Source organism: Metapseudomonas cellulosilytica (genome assembly GCF_049334135.1).
Taxonomy (GTDB): Bacteria; Pseudomonadota; Gammaproteobacteria; order Pseudomonadales; family Pseudomonadaceae; genus Metapseudomonas.
In genome coordinates, this window is the sequence record NZ_JBHZGN010000006.1 from 281,730 (window position 1) to 302,259 (window position 20,530).

At 64.0% G+C, this 20,530-nt stretch carries 17 protein-coding genes and 1 pseudogene; 11 read left to right on the forward strand and 7 right to left on the reverse strand.

The genetic code is table 11. From position 1 onward, the window contains the following. Both acnD and prpF read left to right on the forward strand, forming a co-directional pair. Window positions 1-2,625, forward strand: coding sequence for a Fe/S-dependent 2-methylisocitrate dehydratase AcnD (acnD, locus tag ACFW0H_RS10540; protein ID WP_422913845.1), 2,625 nt, complete (start codon window positions 1-3; stop codon window positions 2,623-2,625). A 147-nt stretch (window positions 2,626-2,772) separates the two neighbouring features. Further along, entirely contained in the window at window positions 2,773-3,960 is a 1,188-nt protein-coding gene (gene prpF, locus ACFW0H_RS10545) for a 2-methylaconitate cis-trans isomerase PrpF (RefSeq protein ID WP_422913846.1), read from the forward strand. Window positions 3,961-4,014: 54 nt separating this feature from the next. Here the strand turns inward: prpF and ppsR are convergent, their stop codons facing one another. Beyond that, on the reverse strand, window positions 4,015-4,833 hold the full coding sequence (ppsR, locus tag ACFW0H_RS10550) for a posphoenolpyruvate synthetase regulatory kinase/phosphorylase PpsR (protein ID WP_422913847.1): 819 nt from the start codon (window positions 4,831-4,833) through the stop codon (window positions 4,015-4,017). 164 nt (window positions 4,834-4,997) lie between these two features. On the opposite strand from ppsR, the gene ppsA reads away from it, so the two are divergent. The 9 genes from ppsA to ACFW0H_RS10595 all read left to right on the forward strand — a co-directional run bounded on the left by ppsA (window position 4,998) and on the right by ACFW0H_RS10595 (window position 13,332). After that, window positions 4,998-7,367: a phosphoenolpyruvate synthase gene (ppsA, locus tag ACFW0H_RS10555; protein WP_422913848.1), complete on the forward strand. Its 2,370-nt coding sequence runs from the start codon at window positions 4,998-5,000 to the stop codon at window positions 7,365-7,367. Window positions 7,368-7,434: 67 nt separating this feature from the next. Further along, window positions 7,435-8,421 (forward strand): alpha/beta fold hydrolase, encoded by a 987-nt coding sequence (locus ACFW0H_RS10560; RefSeq protein ID WP_422913849.1) that lies wholly within the window; start codon window positions 7,435-7,437, stop codon window positions 8,419-8,421. An 82-nt stretch (window positions 8,422-8,503) separates the two neighbouring features. Next, window positions 8,504-8,803 carry a Rieske (2Fe-2S) protein gene (locus tag ACFW0H_RS10565; protein ID WP_422913850.1) on the forward strand — a complete coding sequence of 100 codons (300 nt, stop codon included), beginning with the start codon at window positions 8,504-8,506 and terminating at the stop codon, window positions 8,801-8,803. Between the two features lie 20 nt (window positions 8,804-8,823). Continuing rightward, window positions 8,824-9,312, forward strand: a complete 489-nt coding sequence (gene rraA / locus ACFW0H_RS10570; RefSeq protein WP_151134994.1) for a ribonuclease E activity regulator RraA — start codon at window positions 8,824-8,826, stop codon at window positions 9,310-9,312. Window positions 9,313-9,359: 47 nt separating this feature from the next. Then, entirely contained in the window at window positions 9,360-10,355 is a 996-nt protein-coding gene (locus ACFW0H_RS10575; RefSeq protein WP_422913851.1) for a zinc transporter ZntB, read from the forward strand. A 48-nt stretch (window positions 10,356-10,403) separates the two neighbouring features. Further along, window positions 10,404-10,658 (forward strand): CrfX protein, encoded by a 255-nt coding sequence (locus ACFW0H_RS10580; RefSeq protein ID WP_377694735.1) that lies wholly within the window; start codon window positions 10,404-10,406, stop codon window positions 10,656-10,658. A gap of 2 nt (window positions 10,659-10,660) precedes the next feature. Next, on the forward strand, window positions 10,661-11,485 hold the full coding sequence (locus tag ACFW0H_RS10585; protein WP_422913852.1) for a mechanosensitive ion channel family protein: 825 nt from the start codon (window positions 10,661-10,663) through the stop codon (window positions 11,483-11,485). Between the two features lie 95 nt (window positions 11,486-11,580). Beyond that, window positions 11,581-12,171 (forward strand): RNA polymerase sigma factor SigX, encoded by a 591-nt coding sequence (gene sigX / locus ACFW0H_RS10590; protein ID WP_422913853.1) that lies wholly within the window; start codon window positions 11,581-11,583, stop codon window positions 12,169-12,171. Between the two features lie 108 nt (window positions 12,172-12,279). Further along, the gene (locus ACFW0H_RS10595; RefSeq protein WP_422913854.1) at window positions 12,280-13,332 is read left to right on the forward strand and encodes an OmpA family protein; all 1,053 of its coding nucleotides are present in this window, start codon (window positions 12,280-12,282) and stop codon (window positions 13,330-13,332) included. Window positions 13,333-13,737: 405 nt separating this feature from the next. Here the strand turns inward: ACFW0H_RS10595 and cobA are convergent, their stop codons facing one another. The 6 genes and pseudogenes from cobA to ACFW0H_RS10625 form a co-directional block, all read right to left on the reverse strand. Beyond that, on the reverse strand, window positions 13,738-14,475 hold the full coding sequence (gene cobA, locus ACFW0H_RS10600) for a uroporphyrinogen-III C-methyltransferase (protein WP_422913855.1): 738 nt from the start codon (window positions 14,473-14,475) through the stop codon (window positions 13,738-13,740). A 136-nt stretch (window positions 14,476-14,611) separates the two neighbouring features. Next, a pseudogene (locus ACFW0H_RS10605) lies at window positions 14,612-15,613 on the reverse strand (NAD(P)/FAD-dependent oxidoreductase); the annotation flags it as partial. Between the two features lie 252 nt (window positions 15,614-15,865). Further along, a complete protein-coding gene (locus tag ACFW0H_RS10610) occupies window positions 15,866-17,536 on the reverse strand; it encodes a protein kinase domain-containing protein (protein WP_422913856.1) in 1,671 nt (556 codons plus the stop codon). 97 nt (window positions 17,537-17,633) lie between these two features. Then, window positions 17,634-18,845: a nitrate/nitrite transporter gene (locus tag ACFW0H_RS10615; RefSeq protein ID WP_422913857.1), complete on the reverse strand. Its 1,212-nt coding sequence runs from the start codon at window positions 18,843-18,845 to the stop codon at window positions 17,634-17,636. 416 nt (window positions 18,846-19,261) lie between these two features. Further along, window positions 19,262-19,705, reverse strand: a complete 444-nt coding sequence (locus ACFW0H_RS10620; RefSeq protein WP_422913858.1) for a thioesterase family protein — start codon at window positions 19,703-19,705, stop codon at window positions 19,262-19,264. Window positions 19,706-19,785: 80 nt separating this feature from the next. Beyond that, a complete protein-coding gene (locus tag ACFW0H_RS10625; protein WP_422913859.1) occupies window positions 19,786-20,472 on the reverse strand; it encodes a polysaccharide lyase family 7 protein in 687 nt (228 codons plus the stop codon). Window positions 20,473-20,530 lie beyond the last annotated feature (58 nt).

Sequence of the window (20,530 nt, forward strand, 5' to 3'; positions counted from 1 at the left end):
ATGAACAGCCAATACCGCAAAAGCCTGCCCGGCACCCAGCTGGACTACTTCGACGCCCGTGCGGCCGTCGAGGCGATCCAGGCCGGTGCCTGGGCAAAACTGCCCTACACCTCCCGCGTACTCGCCGAACAGCTGGTGCGTCGCTGCGAGCCGGCGAGCCTGACCGCGTCGCTGGAACAACTGATCTACCGCAAGCGCGACCTGGACTTCCCCTGGTACCCGGCGCGCGTGGTCTGCCACGACATCCTCGGCCAGACTGCCCTGGTCGACCTGGCCGGCCTGCGTGATGCCATCGCCGAGCAGGGTGGTGACCCGTCCAAGGTCAACCCGGTGGTGCCGACCCAACTGATCGTCGACCACTCGCTGGCCGTTGAAGCCCCGGGCTTCGACCCGGAAGCCTTCGAGAAGAACCGCGCCATCGAGGACCGCCGTAACGAAGACCGCTTCCACTTCATCGAGTGGACCAAGACCGCGTTCAAGAACGTCGACGTGATCCCGGCCGGTAACGGCATCATGCACCAGATCAACCTGGAGAAGATGAGCCCGGTGATCCAGGCGCGTGGCGGCGTGGCCTTCCCCGACACCTGCGTTGGCACCGACTCGCACACCCCGCACGTCGATGCCCTGGGCGTGATCGCCATCGGCGTCGGCGGCCTGGAAGCCGAAACCGTGATGCTTGGCCATCCGTCGATGATGCGCCTGCCCGACATTGTCGGTGTCGAGCTGACCGGCAAGCGCAAGCCGGGCATCACTGCCACCGACATCGTCCTGGCGCTGACCGAGTTCCTGCGCAAGGAGCGCGTGGTGGGTGCCTACGTCGAGTTCTTCGGCGAGGGCGCTGACAGCCTGTCGATCGGCGACCGTGCGACCATCTCCAATATGTGCCCGGAATACGGCGCCACCGCGGCGATGTTCTACATCGACCAGCAGACCATTGATTACCTCAAGCTCACCGGCCGCGAGCCTGAGCAGGTGGCGCTGGTGGAGAACTACGCGAAGACCCTCGGCCTGTGGAGCGATGCGCTGCAGACCGCCGAGTACGAGCGTGTGCTGAGCTTCGACCTGGGCACCGTGGTCCGCAACATGGCCGGCCCGTCCAACCCGCACCGCCGCCTGCCGACCTCGGCGCTGGCCGAGCGCGGCATCGCCGACGGGGCCAAGCTGGAAAGCGGCAAGGCCGAGGAAGCCGAAGGCCTGATGCCCGATGGCGCGGTGATCATTGCCGCCATCACCAGCTGCACCAACACTTCCAACCCGCGCAACGTGGTCGCCGCTGGCCTGGTGGCGAAGAAGGCCAACGCGCTGGGTATGGTCCGCAAGCCGTGGGTGAAGACCTCCTTCGCTCCAGGCTCCAAGGTCGCCAAGCTGTACCTGGAAGAGGCCGGTCTGCTGCCGGAACTGGAAAAGCTGGGCTTCGGCATCGTCGCCTACGCCTGCACCACCTGCAATGGCATGTCCGGCGCGCTGGAGCCTGCGATCCAGCAGGAAATCATCGACCGCGACCTGTACGCCACCGCTGTGCTGTCGGGTAACCGCAACTTCGACGGCCGCATCCATCCGTACGCCAAGCAGGCCTTCCTGGCTTCGCCGCCGCTGGTGGTTGCCTACGCCATCGCCGGCACCGTGCGCTTCGACATCGAGCAGGATGTGCTGGGTACCGACAAGGACGGCAACCCCGTCACCCTGAAGGACCTGTGGCCGTCCGACGAAGAGATCGACGCCATCGTCGCCGCCAGCGTCAAGCCGGAGCAGTTCCGCCAGATCTACATCCCGATGTTCGACCTGGGTAGCGTGAAGGAAGCGGACAGCCCGCTGTACGACTGGCGCCCGATGTCCACCTACATCCGCCGTCCGCCGTACTGGGAAGGCGCGCTGGCCGGCGAGCGCACCCTGAAAGGCATGCTCCCGCTGGCGATCCTGCCGGACAACATCACCACCGACCACCTGTCGCCGTCCAACGCCATCCTGCTGAACAGCGCGGCTGGCGAATACCTGGCGAAGATGGGCCTGCCGGAGGAGGACTTCAACTCCTACGCCACCCACCGCGGCGACCACCTGACTGCGCAGCGCGCGACCTTCGCCAACAAGGAACTGGTCAACGAAATGGCCGTTGTCGACGGCGCAGTGAAGAAGGGTTCGCTGGCCCGCGTCGAGCCGGAAGGCAAGGTCATGCGCATGTGGGAAGCCATCGAAACCTACATGAACCGCAAGCAGAACCTGATCATCGTCGCCGGCGCCGACTACGGCCAGGGCTCGTCCCGTGACTGGGCAGCCAAGGGCGTGCGTCTGGCTGGGGTCGAGGTCATCGTGGCCGAAGGCTTCGAGCGCATCCACCGCACCAACCTGGTCGGCATGGGCGTACTGCCGGTCGAGTTCAAGCCGGGCACCACCCGTCTGACCCTCGGCCTCGACGGTACCGAGACCTACGACATCAAGGGCGACCTGTCGCCCCGCTGCGACCTGACCCTGGTGGTCAATCGCCGCAACGGTGAAGTGGTCGAAGTGCCGGTGACCTGCCGCCTGGACACCGCCGCCGATGTGAGCGTGTACAACGCCGGTGGCGTGCTGCAGCGCTTCGCCAAGGACTTCCTCAAGTCGTCCTCGGCTGACGCCGTGACCGCATAAGTGCAAATCCGCTGCGGGGTGGCGACGCCCCGCAGCGGTCAGCACTGCCCGGCACCCTGTAGGAGCCAGCTTGCTGGCGAAAAATCAGTCGCCGCCAGGCTGCCTCCTACAGGCTACCGAAACCCAGATTGCCGCCAAGGAAACGACATGAGCCACGTACCCCAGATCAAAGTACCCGCCACCTATATCCGTGGCGGCACCAGCAAGGGCGTGTTCTTCCGCCTGCAGGACCTGCCTGAGAGCTGCCAGGTGCCGGGCGGGGCCCGTGATCGGTTGTTCATGCGGGTGATCGGCAGCCCCGATCCCTATTCCGCCCACATCGACGGCATGGGCGGGGCCACCTCCAGCACCAGCAAATGCGTGATCCTGTCGAAGAGCAGCCAGCCCGATCACGATGTGGATTACCTCTACGGCCAGATCTCCATCGACAAGGCCTTCGTCGACTGGAGCGGCAACTGCGGCAACCTGTCCACCGCCGCCGGCGCTTTTGCCCTGCACGCCGGCCTGGTGGATCCGGCGCGCATTCCGGAGAACGGCACCTGCGTGGTGCGCATCTGGCAGGCCAATATCCAGAAAACCATCATCGCCCATGTACCGGTCAGCAACGGCCAGGTCCAGGAAACCGGTGGCTTCGAGCTGGACGGCGTGACCTTCCCGGCTGCGGAAATCGTACTGGAGTTCCTCGATCCGTCCGATGACGGGGAGGAGGGCGGCTCGATGTTCCCCACCGGCAACCTGGTGGATGACCTGGAAGTGCCGGGTGTCGGTACGTTCAAGGCAACCATGATCACCGCCGGTATTCCCACGGTGTTCGTCAATGCCGAGGACATCGGCTACACCGGCACCGAGCTGCGCGAGCACATCAACGGCAACCCCGAGGCACTGGCCCGGTTCGAGGCCATCCGGGTTGCCGGCGCGCTGCGCATGGGGCTGATCAGGACTCCGGAAGAAGCGGCCACCCGCCAGCACACGCCGAAAATCGCTTTCGTCGCCCAGTCCAAGGATTACGTGGCGTCCAGCGGTAAAACGGTCAAGGCCGAAGACGTCGACCTGCTGGTGCGTGCCTTGTCCATGGGCAAGCTGCACCACGCGATGATGGGCACCGCCGCCGTGGCCATCGGCACTGCGGCCGCCATTCCGGGCACCCTGGTGAACCTTGCCGCCGGTGGTGGCGAGCGTAACGCCGTGCGCTTCGGCCATCCGTCGGGCTCCCTGCGCGTTGGTGCGGAAGCCGCCAAGGTCGACGGCGAGTGGGTCGTAACCAAGGCCATCATGAGCCGTAGCGCGCGCATCCTGATGGAAGGTTGGGTGCGCGTGCCCGGCGATGCCTTCTGAATGATGCAGCCATGAAAAAGCCCGCCAGAGCGGGCTTTTTCATCAGCGTTCGGGTTACTTGAGTCGTCGTTCGACGCCTTTTTCTACCAGGATCTTGGCGGAGATTTCTTCCACCGAGAAATGCGTGGAATTGATGAAATTGATGTTCTCGCGACGGAACAGGTTCTCCACTTCGCGCACCTCGAACTCGCACTGGGCGAAGCTGGCGTAGCGGCTATTGGGCTTGCGTTCGTTGCGGATCGCGGTGAGCCGGTCGGGGTCGATGGTCAGGCCGAACAGCTTGTCCTTGTGCTGCTTGAGGGCGGAGGGGAGTTGCAGGCGCTCCATGTCTTCCTCGGTCAGCGGATAATTTGCGGCACGAATGCCGTATTGCATTGCCATATACAGGCAGGTGGGCGTCTTGCCGCAGCGGGACACGCCGACGAGGATCAGGTCGGCCTTGTTGTAGTAGTGCGTGCGTGCGCCGTCGTCGTTGTCCAGGGCGAAGTTCACCGCTTCGATGCGCTCCATGTAGTTGGAGTGCTGGCCGATGGAGTGCGACTTGCCGACCGAGTACGAGGAGTGTGACGTAAGTTCCTGTTCCAGCGGCGAAAGGAAGGTGGAGAAGATGTCGATCATGAAACCGTTGGATGTGGCCAGGGTGTCACGGATCTCCTGGTTCACAATGGTGTCGAAGATGATCGGACGGGCGCCATCGACCTCCGCAGCCTTGTTGATTTGCTGTACCATGGCGCGCGCTTTTTCAACGCTGTCGATATAAGGCCGCGTGATCTTGTTGAAGGTAATGGTCTCGAACTGCGCCAGGAGGCTCTGGCCAAGGGTTTCCGCAGTGATACCAGTGCCGTCGGAGATGAAGAAAGCGGTTCGTTTCATTTGCGCCAAAGGCCTTAAGTCAGGAACGATTCTTGGCTATGATAGGCCGCGTTTTTCGCCAGGCCCCAGCCGGTCGGCATTGTGACGTATTTTTCTGGACCAAAGCCAGAACGCTGCGGAGCTGCTCCGCATGAGCTTTTCCAACAATTAGTGGAGAGATCACCTTGGTAGAGTACGTAGTTTCCCTCGATAAGCTCGGCGTTCACGATGTTGAGCATGTGGGGGGCAAGAACGCATCCCTGGGCGAGATGATCAGCAATCTGGCTGGTGCCGGTGTTTCCGTTCCCGGTGGTTTTGCCACGACCGCCCAGGCCTACCGTGACTTCCTCGAGCAGAGTGGCCTGAACGATCGCATTCATTCCGCCCTCGACAGGCTCGATGTGGATGACGTCAACGCCCTCGCCAAGACTGGCGCCGAAATCCGTAAGTGGGTGATGGACGCCGAGTTCCCGGCGCGCCTGGATGCCGAAATCCGCACTGCCTTCGCCGAACTGGCCAAGGGCAATGACAACCTGGCCGTGGCCGTGCGTTCCTCCGCCACCGCCGAAGACCTGCCCGACGCCTCCTTCGCCGGCCAGCAGGAAACCTTCCTGAACATCCGTGGCGTGGACAACGTGATCCGCGCTGCCAAAGAGGTGTTCGCTTCCCTGTTCAACGACCGTGCCATCGCCTACCGCGTGCACCAGGGCTTCGATCACAAGCTGGTCGCCCTGTCCGCTGGCGTGCAGCGCATGGTCCGCTCGGAAACCGGCACCGCCGGCGTGATGTTCACCCTGGACACCGAGTCCGGTTTCCGTGATGTCGTCTTCATCACTGCCGCCTACGGCCTCGGCGAGACCGTGGTACAGGGCGCTGTGAACCCCGACGAATTCTACGTGCACAAGGCGACCCTTGAAGCTGGCCGTCCTGCGATTCTGCGCCGCAACCTCGGCAGCAAGGCGATCAAGATGGTCTACGGCGAAGAAGCCAAGGCCGGCAAGTCGGTGAAGACCGTGGAAGTGGATCGCGCCGACCGCGCCCGTTTCGCCCTGTCCGACGCCGAAGTCGCCGAACTGGCCAAGCAGGCCCTGATCATCGAGAAGCACTACGGTCGCCCGATGGACATCGAGTGGGCCAAGGACGGTGACGACGGCAAGCTGTACATCGTGCAGGCCCGTCCGGAAACCGTGAAGAGCCGCGCCAGCGCCACCGTGATGGAGCGCTACCTGCTGAAGGAAAAGGGCAAGGTTCTGGTAGAAGGCCGCGCCATCGGTCAGCGCATCGGCGCCGGCCAGGTTCGCGTGATCCACGACGTTTCCGAGATGGACAAGGTCCAGCCGGGCGACGTGCTGGTCTCCGACATGACCGACCCGGACTGGGAGCCCGTGATGAAGCGCGCCAGCGCCATCGTCACCAACCGTGGCGGCCGTACCTGCCACGCCGCGATCATCGCTCGTGAGCTGGGCATCCCGGCTGTCGTCGGTTGCGGCAACGCCACCTCCGTGCTGCAGGATGGCCAGGGCGTGACCGTTTCCTGCGCCGAGGGCGACACCGGCTTCATCTTCGAGGGCCAACTGGGCTTCGACATCCGCACCAACTCCGTTGATGCAATGCCCGATCTGCCGTTCAAGATCATGATGAACGTCGGCAACCCGGATCGCGCCTTCGACTTCGCCCAACTGCCCAACGAGGGCGTGGGCCTGGCCCGCCTGGAATTCATCATCAACCGCATGATCGGCGTGCACCCGAAGGCGCTGCTGAACTTTGCCGGTCTGCCGACCGAGATCAAGGAAAGCGTCGAGAAGCGCATCGCCGGCTACAACGACCCGGTGGGCTTCTACGTCGAGAAGCTGGTTGAAGGCATCAGCACCCTGGCCGCGGCTTTCTGGCCGAAGAAGGTCATCGTGCGCCTGTCGGACTTCAAGTCCAACGAATACGCCAACCTGATCGGCGGCAAGCTCTACGAGCCGGAAGAAGAGAACCCGATGCTCGGCTTCCGTGGCGCGTCCCGTTACATCAGCGAATCCTTCCGCGATTGCTTCGAGCTGGAATGCCGTGCGCTGAAGAAGGTCCGCAATGAAATGGGCCTGACCAACGTCGAGATCATGGTGCCCTTCGTGCGTACCCTGGGCGAAGCCTCGCAGGTGGTCGAGCTGCTGGCCAGCAATGGCCTGAAGCGCGGCGAGAATGGCCTGAAGGTCATCATGATGTGCGAACTGCCGTCCAACGCCCTGCTGGCCGAGGAGTTCCTGGAGTTCTTCGATGGTTTCTCCATCGGTTCCAACGACCTGACCCAACTGACCCTGGGCCTGGATCGCGACTCCGGCATCGTCGCCCACCTGTTCGACGAGCGTAACCCGGCGGTGAAGAAGCTGCTGGCCAATGCCATTGCCGCCTGCAACAAGGCCGGCAAGTACATCGGCATCTGCGGCCAGGGCCCATCCGACCACCCGGATCTGGCCAAGTGGCTGATGGAACAGGGCATCGAAAGCGTTTCCCTGAACCCCGACTCCGTGCTGGACACCTGGTTCTTCCTGGCGGAAGGTCAGGCCTGATCCCAGGTTGGTTGATTGACGAAAAGGGCGGGTTCGGAACCCGCCCTTTTTTGTGCAAGCGAAAATCATGCAGAGCAGTAGCGATCTCTTTCCCGTCGCGCTGATAAGCGCGGAACTTCGTGGCGACCTGACCGAGGATGTCTATCGCCTGAAGCCCAACAACAGCCCGGATCCCAGTGTCGAACTGGTCCTGACCCGGCTTGGCCGTTTCGGCCAGGAAGCCGCCCGTGGCGTGCCGGTCGTCCTGGTCCATGGCAGCTTTTCCAATCGCCGTTTCTGGTATTCGCCCAAGGGCCTTGGTCTCGGGCCGCATCTCGCCCGTGCCGGCTTCGATGTCTGGATCGCCGAGATGCGTGGCCACGGCCTTTCGCCGCGCAACCAGCAGTATCGCCGCAACCGCGTGGCCGACTATGCGCGCTACGACCTGCCGGCCATCGCCGAATTCGTTCGCGAGCAGAGCGGACAGGTGCCGCACTGGATCGGTCATTCCCTGGGTGGTACCACCCTGGCCGCGGCGCTGGGCGGGCAGTACCTGGGGGAGGCGGAGGTGGCTTCGGCGGCGCTGTTCGGCAGCCAGGTCAGTCGCGTCTACTGGCCGCTCAAAATGCCCCCGGTGGCCTGGGGCGGCCGCCTGCTGCTCAAGCGCTTCGAGGTGCTTTCCGGCTCCTTGTTCAAGCGCGGGCCGGAAGACGAGCCGATTGGCCTGGCCCTGGAGAGCTTGCGCTGGCACGGCCTGTTCGGTCGCTTCGGCGATGCCGAGCGGGATTGGTGGGCCGGGCTGGCGGACGTGCGGGTGCCGGTATTGGCCGTGGCGGCGGCGGGCGACCTGCAGGACCCGCTCTGGGCCTGCCGCAAGCTGGTGGAGCAGGTGCCCGAGCCGTATCGCCATTTCCAGCGGTTGGCGAAGGAGGAGGGGTTCAGCGAGGACTTCGACCATATCGCCATGCTGGTGAGCAAGGCTGCCGAGCGCGAGGTCTGGCCTCTGGTGACCCACTGGCTGGCGCACCAGCGCCTGCCGGATGGAGCGCGGGCCGCCGAGGGCCTGGCGCTCTGATTCGCCACCTGCCGGCGGTCCGAGGTTTCGGCTCGCCGGAGGCTGTGCTAAAGATGGCGGGAATCGCCGGAGCGGAGGCTCCATGCTCGTAGCGCTGGAACGACTGATCAGCCTGCAGGAAGGCTATCGCGGCACTTTTCAAGTGCAGGGTCGTCAATTGCTACTGATCGTCGTTGATCAGCAGCCGATCCTCATGGAAAATCGCTGCCCGCACCAGGGCGCGCCGCTGCATGCCGGAACCCTCGACGGCCGGGTGCTGCGGTGCTTCAGGCACGGCATAGCGTTCGACCTGGTCGATGGCCGCCGGGTCAATGCACCTTGCCTCCCGCTGCAGCGCCTGCCGCTGGCCTATGACGGCGACCGCATCGGTCTCGATCTGTAACTGCTATCAAGGAGATGTCCATGCAATACGTTACCCCTGATCTGTGCGATGCCTACCCGGACCTGGTCCAGGTCGTCGAACCCATGTTCAGCAACTTCGGTGGGCGCGATTCCTTCGGCGGTGAGATCGTCACCATCAAGTGCTTCGAGGACAACTCCCTGGTCAAGGAGCAGGTCGACCTGCCGGGCAAGGGTAAGGTCCTGGTGGTGGACGGCGGCGGTTCCCTGCGCCGAGCCCTGCTGGGTGACATGCTGGCCGAGAAGGCGGCGAAAAATGGCTGGGAAGGCATAGTCGTCTACGGTTGCATCCGCGATGTCGACGTCATTGCCCAAACCGACCTGGGCGTCCAGGCCCTGGCCAGTCACCCGATGAAAACCGACAAGCGAGGCATTGGTGACCTCAATGTGGCGGTCACCTTCGGCGGAGTCACCTTCCGCCCGGGCGAGTTCGTCTATGCCGACAATAACGGCATCATCATTTCGCCCAAGCCCCTGGAAATGCCGGCGTAATGGAAGAAGCCCGGCCAGCGCCGGGCTTTCTCTTTGAAGGAGATTCGATGTTCGAGGAGCAGAACGCCCAGTGGGGGCTGGTACACGCCTTCGTGCTGGACGGGCAGGGCGGAGCCGAGCCGATTTCCCGGGAGGCGCTGGCCGACCTGCAATTGGAGCCGGAGCAGAGCCTCTGGCTGCACTGGGATCGCAGCCATCCCCTGGCGCGGCGCTGGCTGCGTGAGCAGAGCAAGCTGTCCGAGTTCACCTGCGATCTGCTGCTGGAAGAAAGCACCCGGCCACGCATGCTGGTCTTTCCGGGTGATGAGCTGCTGTTGTTCCTGCGCGGCGTGAACCTCAACCCGGGCGCGGTTCCGGAAGACATGGTCTCGGTACGCATCTTCGCCGCCGCGCAACGCATCATTTCCCTGCGCCTGCGCCCTCTGCACGCCACCGATGAACTGATCGAGCAGTGGTCCCAGGGCACCGGCCCGAAGGTGGCATCCGAAGTGCTGCTTTATCTGGCCGAGCACCTGACCGACAAGATCGATTCGCTGGTGGCTGAACTTGCCGAGAAGGTCGATGAGCAGGAGGAGCACCTCGACAACAACGAGCGCTTCCGTCCGGACCATGACCTGATGCTGCAGATCCGTCGACGCGCTGCCGGACTCAAGCGCTTCCTGGCGCCCCAGCGCGATATCTACGGGCAGTTGGCGCGCAGCCGGATGCCCTGGTTCGTGGAGGACGACAGTGACTACTGGAACGAGCTGAACAACCGCCTGACCCGTTATCTGGAGGAGCTGGAGCTGATCCGCGAGCGCATCGGCCTGGTGCTGGAAAGCGAAACCCGCCGATTGGGCGAGCGCACCAGTCGCACCATGTACCTGCTCGGTATCACCACCGGCTTCTTCCTGCCGTTGAGCTTCATCACGGGCCTGCTGGGCATGAACGTGGGCGGTATTCCCGGGGACGAGACACCTTACGGCTTCATCATCGCCTGCCTGCTGATCCTGGGCGTGGCCAGTTTCCAGCTATGGTTGTTCCGTCGTCTGCGCTGGCTCTGATGTGACCTGGGCTGCCCCAGCCACGTCTAGCCCACATACCCACGCGAGGTGCGCATGCACGATCCGTTCGAAGAATCCCTGCGGGACCTGCTCAAGGCATCCCCGCACTCAGACCACGACGATGACGCTACCCTGGGCCGCGTGCTCAAGACAGCCAATCGCCAGGTGGGCGCCGGGGATCTGTTCAGCCTCATGGGTCATTGGCTCGAGGCGATGATGATGGCCCTCAACAATGGGTCGCCTCACCTGGCGCCTGTGTCGCGTCGCAATGCTTCTGTCCGTTCCGCAGATAAGGCTGATTGAACATGGAATTCGACCCCTGGACCCAAGGACTCGTTAACGCCATGACCTCGGTGTGGACACCGGTGGCGGGCTTCATTCCGCGCCTGTTCGGCGCGCTGGTGGTGGTGCTGCTCGGTTTCGTGGTGGCGAAGCTGCTGGACACCCTGCTCTCCAAACTGTTGGCCAAGATAGGGCTGGACCGCTTGATGGCCGGCACGGGCCTGACCAAGATGCTGGCCCGCGCCGGCATCCAGGTGCCGGTTTCGACCCTGATCGGCAAGATCGTCTACTGGTTCGTGCTGCTGATCTTCCTGGTGTCCGCCGCGGAGTCGCTGGGCCTGGACCGTGTATCCGCCACCCTCGACGTGCTGGCCCTCTACCTGCCGAAGGTGCTGGGTGCGGCGGTGGTGTTGCTGGCGGGCGTGCTGCTGGCGCAACTGCTCAGCGGGCTGGTGCGTGGCGCCGCCGAAGGCGTGGGCCTGGAATATGCCCATGGCCTGGGCCGTATCGCCCAGGGCCTGGTGATCATCATCAGCATCTCCGTGGCCATCGGCCAACTGGAGGTCAAGACCGACCTGCTGAACAACGTCATCGCCATCGTGCTGATCTCCATCGGCCTGGCGGCGGCGCTGGCGCTGGGGCTGGGCAGTCGCGAGATAGCCGGGCAGATCCTCGCCGGTATCTATGTGCGCGAACTTTATCAGGTCGGGCAACAAGTGAAGATTGGCGATGTCGAAGGCCAGATCGAGGAAATCGGCACGGTGAAGACCCTCCTGCTCACCGAGGAAGGTGAGCTGGTATCGGTGTCGAACCGCACCCTGCTCGATCAACGGGTAACCAGCCGCTAACACGATGGCATTTCCCTGCTAATGTATGCCGCCAGACAGGGTGCGCGAACCTCGCGCCCCGGCGGCTTTTGACCTGACTGTCGGCCCGACCCGTTTTGAACAAGCCCCAATCGCTTTCCTTGCGCTATGACCCACGCGAGCTCTCCGACGAGGAGCTGGTGGAGCGCGCGCATGGCGAGCTGTTCCATGTCACTCGCGCTTATGAAGAATTGATGCGCCGCTATCAGCGCACCTTGTTCAATGTCTGTGCCCGTTACTTGGGGAACGACCGCGACGCTGACGATGTCTGCCAGGAAGTGATGCTCAAGGTGCTCTATGGACTGAAGAACTTCGAGGGCAAGTCGAAGTTCAAGACATGGCTATACAGCATCACGTACAACGAGTGCATTACCCAATATCGGAAAGAGCGTCGAAAACGCCGATTGCTTGATGCACTCAGTCTGGATCCTTTGGAAGAAGCTTCTGATGAGAAAGCCCCCAAGGTCGAGGAAAGGGGGGGGCTAGAGCGATGGCTGGTACATGTCAACCCCATTGACCGGGAAATTCTTGTGCTACGTTTTGTCGCAGAGCTGGAGTTCCAGGAGATCGCCGACATTATGCACATGGGCCTGAGCGCAACAAAAATGCGCTACAAGCGTGCACTTGATCGGCTGCGCGAAAAATTTTCGGGCCTGGCCGAAACTTAGTTCGGGAAAAATTATCTCTTATGGGCCGGCACGTTCTGCTAGACTTGCCGCCCAAGTTGTCTGGAGATTGTTCGACAACTTACTGACCACCAAGATGGGGATTTACGGATGAAACTGAAAAACACCTTAGGCGTAGCCGTTGGCTCTCTTGTTGCCGCCTTTTCGCTGAACGCGCTGGCTCAGGGCCAAGGCGCAGTTGAGGTGGAAGCTTTCGGTAAGCGTTACTTCACCGACAGTTCTCGCGATCTCGAGAACGGCAACCTGTACGGCGGCTCGGTAGGCTACTACCTGACCGACGACGTCTCCCTGGCTCTGTCGTATGGCGAATACCACGACATGACCTCCGAAGACTCCTTCGCGCCTAACGGCCACAAGGACATCAAGGGCAACCTCGCATCCCTGGATGCCATCTACCACTTCGGTACTCCGGGTGTTGGCCTGCGTCCGTACGTTTCTGCCGGCTTCGCCCATCAGAACATCAGCAACATCCCGCCGCGCACCGGCCGTGACCACAGCACCTTCGCCAACATTGGCACCGGTCTGAAGTACTACTTCACCGAGAACTTCTTCGCCAAGGCTGGTCTGGACGGCATGTACAACCTGGACGCCCAGGAATCCGAGTGGATGGCTGGCGTTGGCGTTGGCGTCAACTTCGGTGGTTCCACCAAGCAAGCCGAGCCGGCTCCGGCCCCGGTTGCCGAAGTGTGCGCCGACAGCGACAACGACGGCGTTTGCGACAACGTCGACAAGTGCCCGGACACCCCGGCCAACGTCACCGTTGACGCCGATGGCTGCCCGGCTGTTGCCGAAGTCGTTCGCGTCGAGCTGGACGTGAAGTTCGACTTCGACAAGGCCAAGGTCAAAGAAGAAAGCTACGGCGACATCAAGAACCTGGCTGACTTCATGAACCAGTACCCGTCCACCACCACCACCGTTGAAGGCCACACCGACTCCGTTGGTACCGACGCCTACAACCAGAAGCTGTCCGAGCGTCGTGCCAACGCCGTTCGCGAAGTACTGGTCAACCAGTACGGTGTAGGTGGCGAGCGCGTCAACGCTGTCGGCTACGGCGAATCCCGTCCGGTTGCTGACAACGCTACCGCTGACGGCCGCGCTGTTAACCGTCGCGTAGAAGCTGAAGTGGAAGCCCAGGCCAAGTAATTGGTTTGAGTTTCAGGAAAACCCGGCCTCGGCCGGGTTTTTCTTTGCCTGGAGAAAAGTGCCGGAGTGGCCTGTCGGCGTTGCGGTCAGGGCTGGTGCGCACCGGAGACCGTCAGGCAGCCGCACTCTGCAACGATTCCGCTCGGCCTCCTGACGGGGCGGAGTCTCTGCCCCACCCTGTTTGCTCAGTTTCAGGCCGCTGTTGGCCTCAGGACTGTTTATGCCTCGCAGGCGCGAGTCACCCCTCTCCCATCGGGAGAGGGGCGGGGGTGAGGGAAGTGTCCAGCCGCACGGAGCCCCCCTCACGCCTAATTGCCATTCCGGTGTGCCCCCGGTAATCCGCGAAGCACCATAAAAAAGCCCGGCAAAGCCGGGCAAGCACTACTTCGCAGGAGCGAAGAGGGGTCAGGCGCTGCGCGCCATGGGGAGCACTGCCGCGGCTGCGGCGACTTCGCCGATCACCAGGATGGCCGGGCTCTTCAGTTCGAAGGCCTTGGCGTCGGCCTGCATCTGCCCGAGGGTGCTGCGGCATTCGCGCTGGTGGGGCAGGGAGGCGTTTTCGATCATGGCCACGGGCATGGCGCGGGACATGCCACCCGCCAGGAGCCCCTCGCGGATGTCCGCCAGCTTGGCCACGCCCATGTAGACCACCAGCGTGGTACCGGTCTGTGCCAGGGCCTGCCAGTTGAGGCTGCTATCGTCCTGGGTGTGCGCGGTGACCAGTGTGACGCCACGGCTGATGCCGCGCAGCGTGAGGGGAATGCCGCAGTTGGTGGCGCCGGCCAGGCCTGCGGTGATGCCGTTGACCAGTTCGCTCTCGATGCCGCGCTCGGCCAGCCACTCGGCCTCCTCGCTGCCACGCCCGAAGATGCAGGGATCGCCGCCTTTCAGCCGCACCACGCACTTGCCCTGCCGCGCATAGCGCAGCATCAGGCGGTGGATGAATTCCTGGGGCGTCGAGCGGCAGCCGCCGCGTTTGCCGACGCGGATCACCCGGGCGGTGGGGCAGTGCTCCAGCACCTCTGGATTGACCAGGTCGTCGATCATCACGATCTCCGCCTGGTTCAGGGCCTTCACCGCTTTCAGGGTCAGGAGTTCGGGATCGCCGGGACCTGCGCCCACCAGCCAGACTTTGCCGTTCATCTCGGTACTCCTCGGCGCGCCGCGCGCCGCAATTGATTCAGGTCCAGGCCAATACGTCGTCGGAGGCCAGTTCTATCTGGCAGTCGTGCAAGGGGCAGGCGCCGGGCATTGCAGATGCGTCGCCCGGATGGGGCAGGTCGCCGGCGCTGAACATCTCGATCCCGGCCACCTTGAGCCGGGTGCCGGTGCTGGAGCCCTGGTAGCGGGCGAAGCCGAGCATGGCCAGGTGGTTGGCGCAGACCTTGGCCTGTTCCATCAGTGGGGCCACCAGCCCATAGGAGATGCCGCGGTGGTTGGCGCACTCGCCAATGGCGTAGATGCGCGGATCGTAGGTCTGCAGGGTGTCGTCTACCAGGATGCCGTGGTTGCAGGGCAGCCCGGACTGTTCGGCCAGCTCGGTGTTGGGCTTGATGCCGGCCGCCATGACCACCAGGTCGGCGGTGATCACCTCGCCACCGGCCAGTTGCACCGCGCAGACACGGCCTTCGCCGTTGTCGATCAGCTCTTCGGTGGCGGTGCCAAGGCGGAAGCGGATGCCTCGGGCCCGCAGGGCGCGCAAGAGCTTTTCGCCGGCAGGGCGGTCGAGTTGCTTTTCCAGCAGCCACTCGGCGAGGTGCACCACGGTCACGTCCATGCCGCGTTGCTTCAGGCCGTTGGCCGCTTCCAGGCCGAGCAGGCCGCCGCCGATGACCACCGCATGGCTGTGGGTGCGTGCGGTCTCGATCATCGCGCGGGTACCGGCGATGTCGCGATAGCCGATCACACCCAGCAGGCGATTGCCGGGGATCGACAGGCGGCTTGGCGTGGAGCCGGTGGCGATCACCAGGCGGTCGTAGTCGGCACAGGTACCGTCTTCGGCGATTACCCGGCGACGCTGGCGGTCGATCTGCACCACTTTGCGATTTAGCAGCAGCTCGATGCCGTGTTCCGCGTACCAGGCCAGGTCGTTGAGGATGATTTCCTCGAAGGACTGCTCTCCCGCCAGCACCGGGGAGAGCTGGGCGCGGTTGTAGTTCGGATGGGGTTCGGCACCGAACACGGTGATCTGGTAATGCTCGGGAGCGAGCCTCAGCAGCTCTTCGAGGGTACGCACTCCGGCCATGCCGTTTCCGATCACCACCAGCTTGGGTTTGTTCATGCGGGAGACTCCTGCATAACGGTCGAGCAAACAAAAAAGGCGTCCCGCTGTTGCCAGCAGGACGCCTTTGTCCAAGTCCCGATCGATCGGGAAAGTGCCGACTCGTCGTTGAGGCGGGCGCTTTTTGTAGATTGTCGATGCTGACGTTGCAGATGCCGTGCCAATCCTGGAGCCCCCGTGTTCCGTGGGGCGGCGGGGTGACCTGCGAGTCGCCTCGCTCTGCGCTGGGGCGGTGCGCACCGTTCTGGTGCGTCAGCCCTTCAGCAGCAGGGCCAGCAACACCAGGTTCAACAGAAGGGCGCAGAGTGCGATGCCGCGCCAGACTTTCAGCGGTTCTCGCTCCAGCAGCGGCCTGGGTTTGACGGTGAGTGCGCGGCGTTCGCCCTGTTCGAGGGCCAGCAGCCACTCTTCCATGGTTTCATAGCGGTTGGCTGGGTCGGCGGCCACTGCGCGCGCCAGGCATTCATCCAGCCAGGCAGGCAGGTCGGGCCGGTAGCGGCTGGCCGGGGTGGGTGTGCCGAAGCGCGGATGCTGGAAGGCCTCCACTTCACCGTGGGGGTAGTGGCCGGTAAGCAGGTGGTAGAGGGTCACGCCGCTGGCGTAGAGGTCCTGCTGTGTCGAAGGGACGGCACCGGCGAAGGCTTCCGGGGCGATGTAGCTCGGGGTGCCGGGCAGGCTGTGGGCTTCATCCTGGGAAAGGCCGGGGCAGTAGGCCAATCCGAAATCCAGCAGGCGCAATTCGCCGTCATCGCACCAGAGCAAGTTCTCCGGCTTGATATCGCGGTGCAGGATATTGCGTCGATGCAGCTGGCCCAGGGCCTTGAGTAGGCGCGGCGCAATATCCTGCCATTCCGGCAGCGCCATGGGACCGGCGAGCCGGAGCCGCTCGGCCAGGGTCTGGCCGGCGTACTCGCGCTGCACGTAATAAAGGTGCTGGCGCTGGGGCAGGGGATGGGGTTCGGGAAAATGCCGTCCGGCAACCCGCCGCAGGAACCATTCTTCCAGCAGCAGCGCCGGGCCCGCTCCGGGCTCGTCATGGCGGCTGGCCGGCAGTGTCTTCAGCAGCCAGCGCCGTTCCTGGGCATCCCGCACCCGGTAGACCATCGACTGGCGGGATTCGGCGAGCAGGCGCTCCACGTGCCAGCCTTCGAACACCTGGCCATCGTGCAGCTTCGGTGGCAGTGGCCAGTGGTCCAACTGCGCCAGGGAGTCCGCCAGGCCCGCCTGGGGCAGGTTGTCGACCCGTACCAATAGCGCGCTGGCGTTGTCCTGGCTTCCGGCCAGGTGGGCGGCGCTGACCAGGGCCTGTGCAGCGGCCGCGAGGTCCTGTTCATCCATCAGGATGCGCTGGATACCCTGGTCGCCGAGCACCGCCCAGATGCCATCACTGACCAATACGAAGCCCTGGCGCTCCTCCAGTTCGCCATCCAGGTAGTCCACGACCAGATGCTGGTCCAGGCCTAGCGCGCGCTTGAGCACGTGCTGCATGCCGGGCTGTTCCCAGACATGGTCTTCGCTGAGGCGGGTCAGTTGCTTGCCGTCCCAGCGGTAGGCGCGGCAGTCGCCGACGTGGGCCAGGGTGTAGCGGCGGCCACGCAGGACCAGGGCGGTGAGGGTGGTGAGCAGTGGCTGGCCGCCGCCGTTGGCCTGGAGCCAGCGGTTGTGGGCGACCAGCAGGCGATCCAGGGACTGGGCGACGGCCCAGGTTTCCGGGGTCGAGTAGTAGTCCAGCGCCAGGGCCTGCAAGGTAGCTCGGGCCGCCAGGCCGCCATCGGCGCATTGGCTGACGCCATCGGCCAGGGCGAAGAGGTAGCCTTTGCTCGCCGCCAGGGCGGGCGCCGGGGTTACCACCCGCAGGGCGTCCTGGTTCTCGTCGCGAGGACCGGTAGCGCTGGCTTCGCCGAAGCTGAGTTGCAGGGTCATCTGGGCGCAAGTCCTGTATGGGCGAAAGGAGCGCAGGTGCGCTCCTTGTCGGGTAATGCCCGGTGCCGATCCAGGCCGGCACCGGAATGCTCCGTGGTCAGACGCGAGCGGCGGTGACCGCCGCCGAGCCCCAGGTGGTGCGCCAGCGCTGCTTGACGCCGTGGAGGCCGAACCAGGCCACCACGCCCAGGCTGGCGAACAGCCAGAGGCCGAGCTGGTAGTCGCCGGTGGATTGCTTGATGGCGCCGAGGCCGGCGGTCAGGCAGAAGCCGCCGATACCGCCGGCCATGCCGATCAGCCCGGTCATCACGCCGATCTCCTTGTGGAAGCGCTGTGGCACCAGTTGGAACACCGCGCCGTTGCCTGCGCCAAGGCTCAGCATGGCAACCACGAAAAGCGCCAGCGCGAGGGTCGGGCTGGAGATATGGAAGCCCACGGCGGCGATGCACAGGGACGCCACAGTGTAGACCGCCAGCAGGGTGCGGATGCCGCCGATGCGATCGGCGAAGGCTCCGCCCAGCGGGCGCATCAGGCTGCCGGCGAAGACGCAGGCGGCGGTGTAGTAACCGGCGGTGACCGGGGGCAGGCCGTACTGGTCGTGGAAGTAGCCGGGCAGGGTGCTGGCCAGGCCGAGGAAGCCGCCGAAGGTGACGCTGTAGAACAGCATGAACCACCAGCTGTCACGGTCGCCGAGGGCTTTGAGGTAGTCGCCGAGGGCCTTGGGTGCCGGGCGGTTGGGGGCGTTGCGGGCGGCCAGGGAGAAGATCGCCAGGGTCAGCACCAGCGGGATCAGCGCCAGGCCGAAGACACTGTTCCAGCCATAGAGGGCGGCCAGGCCCGGCGCGAAGAGGGCAGCCAGCACGGTGCCCGAGTTGCCGGCGCCGGCGATGCCCATGGCCTTGCCCTGGTGCTGCGGCGGGTACCATTGCGAAGCCAGCGGCAGCGCCACGGCGAAGGAGGCCCCGGCGAAGCCGAGGAAAAGGCCGAGGAGCAGGGCCTGCTCATAGCTGTGGACGCCCATCTGCCAGGCCACGAACAGGGCGCCGATCACCACTACCTGGCCGGCCAGGCCCGCGGTCTTGGGCGAGGTGCGGTCGGCCAGCATGCCCATCAGGAAGCGCAGGACCGCGCCGGCCAGGATCGGGGTGGCGACCATCATTGCGCGTTGCTGGGTGGTGAGTCCCAGGTCAGCGGCGATCTGTACACCCAGCGGACCGAGTACGTACCAGACCATGAAGCTCAGGTCGAAATAGAGGAAGGCGGAGAACAGGGTGGGCGTATGGCCGGCTTTCCAGAAACTCGTTGTCATCTAACACCTCATCTGCGGTAAGGGGCCGGGAGACGCCTCGTCGTGATCGTGGGCACGACGGTCGCGCCTCCCGGTAAAACGTCGCGCTTGTGGCGCTTCGTCCTGCGGCCGGAGCCGCAGCGGAATTGAGTGAGCTGCAAGCGAACGTCCGGATCCCGGCCCGTCCACCGCCCCATCGCTGGGGCCGGAACGAAAAAGGCGCCGCACCACTGCCCGCATTGCTGCGGAGTGACGCGACGCCTTTGTCGTGTAGTGGGGCAACCGCCTTTGGCTACCTCTGCCTGTAGCAGAGCAAGACCTGGGCCAACCTTTGAAAAGCCCGTTCTAGAGCGGTGTTGCGGTGATCGGCGAATTTTGGCCCTGATTCAAAACGGGGCGATAGGCCCTGCGTTGCACCGAGTTGAAGCCGATTCGGCTCAGTCCAGCCAGTTGACCTGCGGGAAGGTCTTGCGGAAGTCCTGGGGCATGGGAACCACGCGGGACTCCCGGTAGTTGAAGAAGACGAAGCCTGACTTGGCCATGGCGATCAGCCTGCCGTCTTCCGGACGGGTAATTCGAAAGGTGATATCGCCGCCGTACTTGTTGAAGTCCATGACGCCCACCTCGAACAGCAACTGGTCGCGGGCGTGGGCCTCGGCCCTGTAGGTGGTGGCCAGGTCGGTAACGATGATGCCGGTGCCGTCCGCCGACGTCTCGCTGATGCCGAACTCGAACAGGAAGCGCGCGCGGGCTTCCGAGATCATGGAGATCATCGAGTCGTTGCCCAGGTGATTAGCCCCGTTGATGTCGGTCACGCGTACGGTCAGGTGCGTGGAGTAGCAGTACTGGTCTTCGGGGAAATCAAGGGACAGGCGGGCCATTGGAACCTCGGAAGTAGAAGCGGCAAGGTGCCGATTCTACGTCCGTCGGGCCGGATTGCCCGGCATTTCCGTGCTGAATATCAGCGGTGCAGGCTGTTCAGCCAGTAGAAGGTGACTCGGCCGCCTTCGTTGAGGGGGCCGTAGTTGTCCTGGATGTACGCACCCGCCTTGAAGTACAGCTGCTGTGGGGCCCAGTAGCCGCTGAGCTCGCGGTACAGGCCACCGTCGTCGCCCTTGCTGGTGATGGTGATGCCGAGCTTGCCGGAAGGGGTGATACGCAGGTCGTAACCGAAGCGTTCACCCAGGTCGACGTTTTCGGCCAGCAGTATGTTCTCCACCTCGCTATCCCCTGGACGCCTGCGCAGCAGCGCCTCGATCCGGCCATTACCGCGCAGGTAGTGGTACTGGATCTTGACCAGTGGGTCGTTGTAGCTGCCGGGCTGGTCCTTGCTATGGATCTGGCCGATGACGATTTTCTTCTCGCTCGGCACCTGCTCCACCGAGAGGACCGCGCTGAGGTAGTTGTCCGCACTGCTGTAGTACCAGTTGCTGAGCGTGCCGTCGGCTTGGGTCTCTCGCAGTTCGGTGCGCGGGTAGGTGGAATCCGAGGTGTGGGAACCGTTCACCGGCACCCAGAAACTGATACTGCCATCGGAATTGCGGCGGAAGTACTGGCTCTCGTAGCCATTGTTGAGGCGTTCGGTGGTGATCAGTGTGGCGGATTCGATGGCGGGAACCGTGAGGTTCCAGGTGGTGAGGTCTATCACTACATGTCCTTAATGCTGGATATAGGGCAGCAGTTCGTACATGCGGATATCGGAAAAG

Excerpts from the sequence above, each read along its gene's own strand:
- acnD (WP_422913845.1), top strand. The coding sequence starts at position 1 with ATGAACAGCCAATACCGCAAAAGCCTGCCCGGCACCCAGCTGGACTAC.
- prpF (WP_422913846.1), top strand. The coding sequence starts at position 2,773 with ATGAGCCACGTACCCCAGATCAAAGTACCCGCCACCTATATCCGTGGC.
- ppsR (WP_422913847.1), bottom strand. The coding sequence starts at position 4,833 with ATGAAACGAACCGCTTTCTTCATCTCCGACGGCACTGGTATCACTGCG.
- ACFW0H_RS10560 (WP_422913849.1), top strand. The coding sequence starts at position 7,435 with ATGCAGAGCAGTAGCGATCTCTTTCCCGTCGCGCTGATAAGCGCGGAA.
- ACFW0H_RS10565 (WP_422913850.1), top strand. The coding sequence starts at position 8,504 with ATGCTCGTAGCGCTGGAACGACTGATCAGCCTGCAGGAAGGCTATCGC.
- rraA (WP_151134994.1), top strand. The coding sequence starts at position 8,824 with ATGCAATACGTTACCCCTGATCTGTGCGATGCCTACCCGGACCTGGTC.
- ACFW0H_RS10575 (WP_422913851.1), top strand. The coding sequence starts at position 9,360 with ATGTTCGAGGAGCAGAACGCCCAGTGGGGGCTGGTACACGCCTTCGTG.
- ACFW0H_RS10585 (WP_422913852.1), top strand. The coding sequence starts at position 10,661 with ATGGAATTCGACCCCTGGACCCAAGGACTCGTTAACGCCATGACCTCG.
- ACFW0H_RS10595 (WP_422913854.1), top strand. The coding sequence starts at position 12,280 with ATGAAACTGAAAAACACCTTAGGCGTAGCCGTTGGCTCTCTTGTTGCC.
- cobA (WP_422913855.1), bottom strand. The coding sequence starts at position 14,475 with ATGAACGGCAAAGTCTGGCTGGTGGGCGCAGGTCCCGGCGATCCCGAA.
- ACFW0H_RS10610 (WP_422913856.1), bottom strand. The coding sequence starts at position 17,536 with ATGACCCTGCAACTCAGCTTCGGCGAAGCCAGCGCTACCGGTCCTCGC.
- ACFW0H_RS10615 (WP_422913857.1), bottom strand. The coding sequence starts at position 18,845 with ATGACAACGAGTTTCTGGAAAGCCGGCCATACGCCCACCCTGTTCTCC.
- ACFW0H_RS10620 (WP_422913858.1), bottom strand. The coding sequence starts at position 19,705 with ATGGCCCGCCTGTCCCTTGATTTCCCCGAAGACCAGTACTGCTACTCC.